We start from the raw sequence: 7,178 nt of genomic DNA on the forward strand, positions 1-7,178 counted from the left end.
CCCTATCGATCACCGCGTCACACAGGACATCGACTACGGGGCGAGGTAGCCGCCGTCGACCACTAGCGACGTGCCAGTGACGTAACTGGCCTCGTCGCTGGCGAGGAACAGCGCGGCGTAAGCCGTTTCGATCGCATTGCCCGGGCGACCCAGCACCGTGCCGGCGATCAGAGCGGCGTTGATCTCGGGAGCCTGATGCTCGTTCATGGGCGAGAGGATGTAGCCCGGATGAAGTGAGTTGCAGCGCACGCCATCCGGGCCGTGCGTCGCGGCGACGTTCTTGCTCACGTTCAGGATGGCGCCCTTGGCTGCCTGGTAGGCATAGGAATTGGGCACTCCGGCAAGGCCCCAGATCGACGAGACGTTGATGATCGAACCCCGCTTCGCCGCGACCATGTGCGGCAGAACCGTCTTCATGCCGTAGAAGATGCTCTTGAGGTCGATGTCGAGCACACGGTCATAGATTTCGTCGGTGGTATCCAGGATCGGCTCGTAGAGGCAGATCGCCGCATTGTTGATCAGGATGTCGATCCGGCCGTGCTCGGCGACGATCTGGTCGACGACGCCCTTCCATTGATCGGACTTGGTCACGTCCATCTTGAGGAAGGTGACCGTGCTGTCCTCCGCGTCTGCGGCATCGAGCACGTCGGCCGAATAGACGGCCGTCGCGTTCTCCCGCATGAAGAGCTCGGCCATCTCCCGGCCTTGGCCGCGTGAGGCGCCGGTGATGAGGGCTACCTTGTCGTCGAGTCGTCCCATGAGTGGTGTTTCCTTTCGAAGGTTGGGTCAAGCCTTGGCGTAGCGGCGGGCGAGGGTGGATAGTCCGACCGCGAGGACGAGGATGAGGCCCTTGAAGATGGGCTGGACGAACGTTGGCGCGCCGAAGATGCTCAACCCGTTGAACCCGACGGCGATGATGAGCACGCCGATGAGGGTGCCGAGAATGTGAAATTCGCCGTCGCGCAACGTCGCCGAGCCGAGGAAGACGGCGGCGAACGCGTCGAGCAGGTAACCGTCGGCGGCGGCGAGGGTTCCCGAGCCCAGCAGGGACGACAACAACGAGCCCGTGATCGCCGCGCAGATGCCTGCCGTTGCGAAGGCGAAGATCTTCACGCGGTCGACCCGGATGCCGGATAGGCGCGCTGCTTCTGGGTTGCCGCCCACGGCCTGCATCCGCTGGCCCAGATCGGTCTTGTTCAGGATCACCCACAGGATCGCGAGGACCACGAACATGATGATGATGACGTTGGGTATGCCGAAGAGAGCCCGGCCCAGCGCGATCTGGGTGAACTCTCTGGGCACGCCCGAAGCGATCGGGAACGAGCTATAGGCGAAGCCGAGCCCGATCAGGGCAGTACCCACGCCCAGGGTTGCGATCACGGCGTTGATCCGAACCTTGGTGACCAGCAAGCCGTTTGCCGTCCCGATTGCCCCGCCGATGAGCATGACGAGCGGCAACGCGAGGAGGAGCGGCAACCCGTCGCGTGCGACGAAGCCGACGACGAGGAGGCCCGCGAAGCTCGCGACGTAGCCGATCGAGAGGTCGAACTCCCCGACGACCAATGTCATGGTGAGACCCGCCGCGATGATGGCGGTGAGCGATCCCTGACTGAGGATGTTGAGGAAGTTGGGCAATGTCGGGAACTGGGCCGGCGCCTTGATGGTGAAGGCGATGATCATGATCGCCAGGCCGACGAGAGTGCCGTAGCGGGATAGGAATAAGAGCAGCCGGCGTCGGCGCGGTGAATCGGCTGTGTCAACCGGTGTGGGGGCTGTGATGGTCATGATGGGATCCCCGTCGTCTCGTCGTGGGCGTAGCTGAGTTCGATGATGCGGTTCTCGGTGATCTGGTCGCCGATGAGCTCGCCGCTGACGCGGCCCTCGCTCAGGACGATGATTCGATCGCACAGGGCGGCAAGCTCTTCGACGTCCGAAGAGATGACCACGGTGCCAATTCCCCTGTCGGCCAGGTCCCGGATGGTTTGGTGAATTTCGTGGCGGGCGCCGACGTCGACGCCGCGGGACGGCTCGTCGAGGAACAGCACCTTGACGCCGGGGGAGAGCCAACGCGCAATGAGCGCCTTCTGCTGGTTGCCGCCGGAGAGGCCGCCGATCGGCTGGTTGAGCCCTGCTGTCTTGATCTGAAGCTGATCGATGAGGGTCTTGGCGCGATTTCGCGACTTCCGGTTGCTGATGAACGGCAGCGCCGACACCGAGCGGAGGGACCGCAGGGCCGCGATGTTCATGTTGTACGCCACCGACTTCTCCAACAGCAGTCCTTCGGAACGCCGTTCCTCGGGCACCAGCGCGAGGCCCTTGGCGACGGCGTTCGCGACGTTGCGGGTGTGCAACGGTGCTCCCTCGAGCTCGAAGGACCCCGACTCGAGCTTGTCGGCGCCGAACGCGAGGCGAGCGAGCTCGGTGCGTCCCGCACCGACGAGTCCGCCGAGCCCGAGGATCTCGCCGCGATGCAGCTCGAATGACACGTCTTTGACGGCCTTTCCGCGCGCGACGTTCCTGGCGGCGAAGATCGGCTGCCCTGAGCGGTCGATCTCGATATGCGTTCCCTCACGGGAGACGATCGGAACCTCGCGACCGACGATGGCGCGGATGAGGCCCCTCTTGTCGAGGTCGCCGCGCACCGCCTTGTCGGTGACCCGGCCGTCCCGAAAAACCGTGATGCGATCGGACAGGTCGAGCACCTCGTCGAGGCGGTGCGAGACGTAGAGAATGGCTACGCCGTCGGCCGCCAGGTCGCGGATCACCCGGAACAGGTTCACGCTTTCGTGATCGGAGAGCGCGGCCGTGGGCTCGTCCATCGCGATCATCCGCGTTTCCCGGACGAGTGCCTTGCTGATCATCACCAGCCAACGCTGAGCGACCGTCAACTCGTCCACCCGGACGTCCAGCCGGAAGTCGATGCCGATCCGCTCGGTTGCCTGAGCGGCGACCTTGCGCATTGCCTTCCAGTCGACCATGCCCAAACGCTTTGCCTTCGGGGCGCCTAGTAGCACGTTCTCGATGGTGTTGAAGTGCGGCACCAGATTCAGTTCCTGGTGGATGAAGGCCAGACCGGCTCTCTCGGCGTCGCGGGGCGCGGCCAGCCGCCGTTCCTCACCGTCGATCGAGATGGTCCCCCCATCGGGCGGGGTGATGCCTGCGAGCACGCGGATGAGCGTCGACTTGCCTGCGCCGTTGGCGCCGACCAGACCGTGCACCTCACCGCGGTGGACGTCGACGTCGACCCCCGCGAGGGCAAACACCCCGCCGAACTGCTTGCTCACCCCGCGAACCTTGAGCCAGGCGTCGGGTGTGTCGGTCATGGGTTGGCGGGTCCTTTCGATGATCGGGCTCGACTCGATCGTCGAGCCCGACTCAGCCGAGCGCATCGGGGTGAGCGGCGAGAAACGCATCGATCGTCGTTGAGTCCACCAGGACGCCGGGCACGTCGATCGTCTTCGGCTGCCAACCGTCGCCGGCGTTGATGGAATCGATTACGGCGGTGAACAACTGGGCTCCCTCGGTGTAGCCGTCCTGCCAGATGACCTGCTTCATCGACCCGTCCCTCACCGCTTCGAGGGCGTTGGGCGCACCGTTGATGGAGTACACCGACACGTCGGTGCGATTGGCCTGTTTGAGGGCGGCGATGGCACCCATGCCCGGCTCGTCCCAGGCGCCCCAGATCGCGAGCGGTCCGCTGCCCTGTGGGTGGCTCGCAAGCCATGCCGAGGTGAACGCGGTTCCGTCTTCGACCTGCCCAGGGATCGCGACCTCGTTGCTGGTGATGGACAGGCCGGGTTGCTTCGCCGTGGCCTCCTCGAAGGCCTCTCCGCGATACAGGCACAGCACGCCGGTGTGATAGGTCAGGGCGAGCACGTCACCGGTGGTGCCGAAGTCGGCGATCATGGCATTGACCGAGTCTTCGCCCACCTTGCGCGCGCTGGTGGTCGCGGTGATCCCCTCGATGAGCTCGCCGCCCCAGCTCACCACGGGAATCGAGGCCGCCGTCGCCGCGGCGAGACCCGCACCGATCGACGAGGACGCGAAGGCCGAGACGAGGATCGCGTCGACCTTCTGGGTGGTGGAGAACGACGTCATGGCGGCGTTCGCCTTGTCGGGGCTGCCCTGGGTGTCGGTCACGGTGACTCGCCAGCCGGCATCCTCCGCTGCGTCCGTCGCTCCCTTGATCACGGCGGCATTGAGGGCATCCGTCGCCACCAGCGCGACGATGCCGAGGGTCTTCTGGCCGTTGTTCCCGCCGGTGGAACCGCTGCAGCCGGCGATGCCGACGACGGTCATGACGACTGCGGCAAGTGCTATGAGTGTGCGCTTCATCGAGATCACTCCTTGGGTGCGTGGGCTTTACTTGACGGAATCGGGGTGACTGGCGATGAAGTCGTCGACGTTGGTCGAATCGACGACGATGCCGTCGATCTTGATGACCTTGGTCTCCTGACCCGCGCCACCGCCCGCGTCGACCGCCTCGATGAGTGCCTCCATGAGCGCGGCGCCCTCGTCCTCGGCCGGCTGCCAGACCACCGAAGTGACCTCGCCCGCCTTGACGTCGAGGATTCCGGGGGCACTTCCGTTGGTGCTGAACGTCTTGACGTCGGTCCGACCGGCTTGCTTCAGGGCCGCGGTGATGCCCTCCATGGGTTCGTCCCAGCAGGTCCAGACGCCGTAGTTACCCGCGCCTGCGGGATGGGTCACCAGCCAGGTGGACGTGAAGTTCGTCGCGGACTGCTGCTGGCCAGGCACGACGACCTCGTTGTAGGTGATGTCGAGGTCGGTATTGGCCACGGCGGCGTCGAACTCATTCTGATGGTCCAGGCATAGCTTGCCGGGATGGAAGGTCAGTGCCAGGACGTCCCCCGAGCTGCCCATGGTGTCGACCAGAGCGTCGGCGGAGGCCTTGCCGACTGCCTGATTGCTCGTCGTGGCGAGGATGCCGGGTGCCTCGCCACCGCCCCAGCTGATGACGGGAACGCCGGCGGCCTGGGCGGCCGCAAGGCCGGAACCGATTGCGGTGGAAGCGAAGACGAGCACGAGGATGCCGTCGACACCCTGGGTCGCGTACGAGGACATCGCGGCGTTCGCCTGGTCGGCGCTGCCCTGGGTGTCCGTCACCTTGACCGACCACCCGTTCTTCTCGGCGACGGTCGTTGCGCCGCGGATGGCTTGCTGATTGATCGCGTTGTTGCCGATGAATGCCACGATGCCGAGCGTCTTGTCGCCACTCGCCGACGAGTCGCCGGACGGAGCTCCAGTCGAGCAGGCCAGCAAACTGATCGCGGTCAGGATCGCGAGCGCGACTCCCAGGATTTGCCTCATTGCAGAACACCTCATTTGTGCCAGAACGGAAGAAGCGGTGCGGGCCGATCGTACGAGCAGTTTGTAAGATCGTCGTACAATCCGTCGGATTGTAGTACCGCCTGACGATCGGTTGTCAACAGGCAATTTGGGCCGACTCAGCCCCTTGCGCCACTTTGTATGACGGTCATATGATCTGTCGCGCCGGTCACACCCCACATCTGGTGTGGGCATCGTCACGCCGGTGAGATCACTTGAAACGAGGGAGTTCCCGTGGCAGAAGACTCGACCCCGATCAGCGTCTGGCAGGTGAAGTACGGCGAGCGCGTCGTGCGGCGCAGCGACGTGCTCAACGACTACGCGCAGTACGGACTGCCCGACGGCAACCTCGACATGGATTACAACTTCTGGGTGCTCCGCACCGGGGGCAAGACCCTCCTCGTCGACACCGGCTACGACATCGAGGCGCGAGACTGGCTGGGCGAGATCAGTGTGACCCCACCGGCGGTCGGCCTGGACCTCGTCGACGTCGATCCGACGACGGTCGACATGGTGATCACCTCGCACTTCCACTACGACCACATCGGCGAGTTGCGCCTGTTCCCGAATGCGCAGATCGTCTCGGGCCAGGCGGAGTACGACTACTGGTTCGGCAAGTGGGAGGCCGGAAAACTGGAGGGTGAGTTCACCACCGCCGAAAATCTCGAGCCCGTCCGCAAGGCCCGCGACGAGGGGCGACTGCGGTTGATCGCCGAAGAGACCGAGGTCTTTCCCGGTGTCACCGTGTACCCCATCGGTGGACACTGCCCCGGGGAGCTCCTCGTCCGCATCGACACCGCAGGCGGCGGCCTCATCCTGGCCGTCGACGCCGCTCACTTCTACGAGCAGATCGAGAACGAGTGGCCGTTCTTCGCCTTCACCGACCTGCACGAGATGAAGGAGGGCCTCGCCTTCATCAATCGCCTTGCAGCGGAGACCGGAGCCGACGTCATTCCAGGCCACGACGCGCGCGTGCGCGACCGCTATCCGGCAGCGCCGGGTCGCGCCGCACGCGTCGCAAATGTGCTGGCCTGAGTTGCTCCCACGTCACGAATTACGTGCTCGACGCTTAGGCTGGACGACATGCCTGGCAACTCGCTCACCGAATCATGGTCAGCCGTGCCGGTCGGCCGCACCGCCGCGCCCCTTCGCGAGCAGGTCATAGCGGCGCTGCGACAGGCGATCATCGACTTCCAGCTGGTGCCCGGCCAACGGCTGGTGGAGCGCGAACTCATCGAAAGCCTCGGTGTCTCGCGCACCACCATCCGAGAGGCGCTGCGGGAACTCGCTTCCGAAGGCCTCGTCACGGTCGTGCCGCAGCGCGGCGCCATCGTCAGCGTGCCGTCACTGGACGACGCCGCGGACCTGTACGAGGTGCGTGCCTCGCTCGAGTCGCTCATCGTACAGCGGTTCGTCGAACGGGCCAGCGATGATCAGCTGGTGCAGTTGGGGCGCACGGTCGACAAGTTCGCCGAGGTCGTCGATTCCGGCGCCGACGTGCGCGACATCCTGGCGGCCAAGAACGAGTTCTACGTCGTGCTGATCGCCGGTGCCGCGACGAATGCCGTGCAGCAGTTGCTCGAAGCCATCCAGGCCAGGGTGCAAGCCCTGCGCGCGACGTCGCTGGCCGCACCGGGGCGATCGCACGACGTCATCGGCGAGCTGCAGGCGATCGTCGAGGCTACGTCCCGTCGGGATGCCTCGCGAGCCTCGGAGCTCATGGCCGCGCACGTCCGCGCGGCAGCGCGCACCGCGTTGTCGAGCCTCAAGGATGGCGTCGCCTGACGGCGGCGCCTCGTCCTACCCACCCCACGGCGTCCCACCTCACG

7 protein-coding genes are annotated in these 7,178 nt (G+C 65.4%); 2 read left to right on the top strand and 5 right to left on the bottom strand.

Features of this window, described 5'->3' with window-relative positions:
* Window positions 1-33: 33 nt before the first annotated feature.
* The 5 genes from ABW137_RS16920 to ABW137_RS16940 are packed head-to-tail and all read right to left on the bottom strand — an operon-like array spanning window position 34 to window position 5,331.
* Window positions 34-759: an SDR family NAD(P)-dependent oxidoreductase gene (locus tag ABW137_RS16920; RefSeq protein WP_526401992.1), complete on the bottom strand. Its 726-nt coding sequence runs from the start codon at window positions 757-759 to the stop codon at window positions 34-36.
* Window positions 760-786: 27 nt separating this feature from the next.
* Window positions 787-1,785 (bottom strand): ABC transporter permease, encoded by a 999-nt coding sequence (locus ABW137_RS16925; RefSeq protein ID WP_526401994.1) that lies wholly within the window; start codon window positions 1,783-1,785, stop codon window positions 787-789.
* Window positions 1,782-3,323 (bottom strand): sugar ABC transporter ATP-binding protein, encoded by a 1,542-nt coding sequence (locus ABW137_RS16930; RefSeq protein ID WP_526401996.1) that lies wholly within the window; start codon window positions 3,321-3,323, stop codon window positions 1,782-1,784. Before ABW137_RS16930 ends, ABW137_RS16925 begins: the two co-directional genes overlap by 4 nt.
* A 52-nt stretch (window positions 3,324-3,375) precedes the next feature.
* A complete protein-coding gene (locus tag ABW137_RS16935; RefSeq protein WP_526401998.1) occupies window positions 3,376-4,335 on the bottom strand; it encodes a sugar ABC transporter substrate-binding protein in 960 nt (319 codons plus the stop codon).
* A 27-nt stretch (window positions 4,336-4,362) separates the two neighbouring features.
* Window positions 4,363-5,331, bottom strand: coding sequence for a sugar ABC transporter substrate-binding protein (locus ABW137_RS16940; protein ID WP_526402000.1), 969 nt, complete (start codon window positions 5,329-5,331; stop codon window positions 4,363-4,365).
* A gap of 252 nt (window positions 5,332-5,583) precedes the next feature.
* On the opposite strand from ABW137_RS16940, the gene ABW137_RS16945 reads away from it, so the two are divergent.
* Both ABW137_RS16945 and ABW137_RS16950 read left to right on the top strand, forming a co-directional pair.
* Entirely contained in the window at window positions 5,584-6,384 is an 801-nt protein-coding gene (locus tag ABW137_RS16945) for an N-acyl homoserine lactonase family protein (protein WP_526402002.1), read from the top strand.
* A 48-nt stretch (window positions 6,385-6,432) separates the two neighbouring features.
* The gene (locus ABW137_RS16950; RefSeq protein WP_526402004.1) at window positions 6,433-7,134 is read left to right on the top strand and encodes a GntR family transcriptional regulator; all 702 of its coding nucleotides are present in this window, start codon (window positions 6,433-6,435) and stop codon (window positions 7,132-7,134) included.
* The last annotated feature ends 44 nt before the right edge of the window (window positions 7,135-7,178 follow it).

Origin of the sequence: Mycobacterium sp., assembly GCF_040509115.1 — a bacterium.
In the GTDB taxonomy this organism is placed as follows: domain Bacteria; phylum Actinomycetota; class Actinomycetes; order Mycobacteriales; family Mycobacteriaceae; genus Mycobacterium.